At 54.0% G+C, this 1,197-nt stretch carries 1 protein-coding gene; it reads right to left on the bottom strand.

Annotation, left to right across the window (positions count from 1 at the left end; all coding sequences use genetic code 11):
- Positions 1–39 precede the first annotated feature (39 nt).
- Positions 40–1,127 (bottom strand): IS3 family transposase gene (locus CJF39_RS22595; RefSeq protein ID WP_094995374.1). Its coding sequence is split into 2 segments (ribosomal slippage): positions 40–875 and positions 875–1,127, totalling 1,089 coding nucleotides; the frame shifts between segments, so codons are not numbered across the junction.
- Positions 1,128–1,197 lie beyond the last annotated feature (70 nt).

Here is a 1,197-nt window from a genome sequence, read left to right as displayed (position 1 = left end):
GGTAATCCCCCCACTTTTAGCACTTACCAAAAATAGAGGTCAGGCCGCCAGGGCCAACTTTTGTTTGGGGGTTATTCCTCCGAGAGCCATATTCGGGCGCTCGTGATTGTATGTCCAGATCCAGTTTGTTCCGTAGTCCTGAACTTCAGCTATCGACTCAAACAAGTAATGGCCCAGCCAATCGTAACGTACCGTGCGGTTGTACCGCTCCACATAGGCGTTCTGTTGCGGGTTGCCCGGCTGAATGTAGTCCAGTCGGATGCCCCGTTTCTCGGCCCACCCAGTGAGTTTAGCGCTGATGAATTCGGGGCCGTTATCACTGCGAATTGCCTGCGGTTTCCCGCGCCATTCAATGACCTGATCCAGCGCCCGTGCAACACGCTCTGCCGGAAGCGAAAAATCAATTTCCATGCTCAGCGCTTCCCGGTTGAAGTCGTCAATCAAATTGAACACCCGAAAACTGCGCCCATCGGCCAATTGATCGTGCATGAAATCCATCGACCAGCACTGATTGGTGGCTGCAGGAACGGCCAGCGGCTCAGGCTTCTCGCGCACGATACGCTTGCGCGGCTTGATGCGCAGATTCAGTTCCAGCTCTCGGTAAATCCGGTACACCCGCTTGTGGTTCCAGCGATAGCCCTTCACGTTGCGCAGATACAAAAAGCACAAGCCAAATCCCCAGTTACGCTGGTTGTAAGTGAGTTGGATAAGTTTATCGGCGATCTCGGCGTTTTCAGGCGCCAAGCGCGGCTGATAGCGATAGCACGTGAGGCTGACTCTGAAAGCCAGGCACGCCAACTTGATGCTGCACCGACCTGAACGAACCACTTCCTGAGCCATCTCTCGTCGTCGCGATGGCTTCACCACTTTTTTGCCATGGCTTCCTGGATGATTTCGGCTTTGAGGCGCTCTTCGGCGTACATTTTTTTAAGCCGTCGGTTTTCTTCCTCCAGCTCACGCAAGCGGGTCATCAGAGAGGCATCCATGCCGCCGAACTTGGTGCGCCACTTATAGAACGTGGCCGAACTGATGCCATGCTCGCGGCACAGCTCTGGCGCAGGGGTTCCAGCCTCGGCTTGGTTGAGGATGGCGATGATTTGACTGTCTGAAAAACGCGATGTCTTCACGCAAAATTTCCTTAATCCGGTCAGGAGAAAATTCTACTTCTGATGCGTACTTTTTTCAGGGGGGATTACC

It is taken from the genome of Pseudomonas lundensis (assembly GCF_002269125.1).
GTDB classification, from domain to species: Bacteria; Pseudomonadota; Gammaproteobacteria; order Pseudomonadales; family Pseudomonadaceae; genus Aquipseudomonas; species Aquipseudomonas lundensis_A.
Note: the sequence above shows the minus strand (reverse complement) of the source record. Positions and strands in the feature narration are given on the sequence as shown.